Source organism: Staphylococcus sp. HMSC62A08 (assembly GCF_001839105.1).
Classification (GTDB): domain Bacteria; phylum Bacillota; class Bacilli; order Staphylococcales; family Staphylococcaceae; genus Staphylococcus; species Staphylococcus caprae.
The window spans coordinates 1-630 of record NZ_KV840060.1 but is presented as its reverse complement, the minus strand read 5'-3'; the positions used below and the strand labels follow the sequence as shown (position 1 = coordinate 630).

The 630-nt window shown below is 52.9% G+C and carries 1 rRNA gene; it reads left to right on the top strand.

The features are described 5' to 3' along the window. A 23S ribosomal RNA gene (locus HMPREF3264_RS12165) occupies positions 1–630 on the top strand; the annotation flags it as partial.

The following is a 630-nucleotide window of genomic DNA, read 5'->3' as shown; positions in this document are numbered from 1 at the left end:
GGGGGGACGCAGTAGGATAGGCGAAGCGTGCTGTTGGAGTGCACGTCCAAGCAGTAAGGCTGAGTGTTAGGCAAATCCGGCACTCGTAAGGCTGAGCTGTGATGGGGAGAGGAAATTGTTTCCTCGAGTCGTTGATTTCACACTGCCGAGAAAAGCCTCTAGATAGATAACAGGTGCCCGTACCGCAAACCGACACAGGTAGTCAAGATGAGAATTCTAAGGTGAGCGAGCGAACTCTCGTTAAGGAACTCGGCAAAATGACCCCGTAACTTCGGGAGAAGGGGTGCTCTTTAGGGTTCACGCCCAGAAGAGCCGCAGTGAATAGGCCCAAGCGACTGTTTATCAAAAACACAGGTCTCTGCTAAACCGTAAGGTGATGTATAGGGGCTGACGCCTGCCCGGTGCTGGAAGGTTAAGAGGAGTGGTTAGCTTCTGCGAAGCTACGAATCGAAGCCCCAGTAAACGGCGGCCGTAACTATAACGGTCCTAAGGTAGCGAAATTCCTTGTCGGGTAAGTTCCGACCCGCACGAAAGGCGTAACGATTTGGGCACTGTCTCAACGAGAGACTCGGTGAAATCATAGTACCTGTGAAGATGCAGGTTACCCGCGACAGGACGGAAAGACCCCGT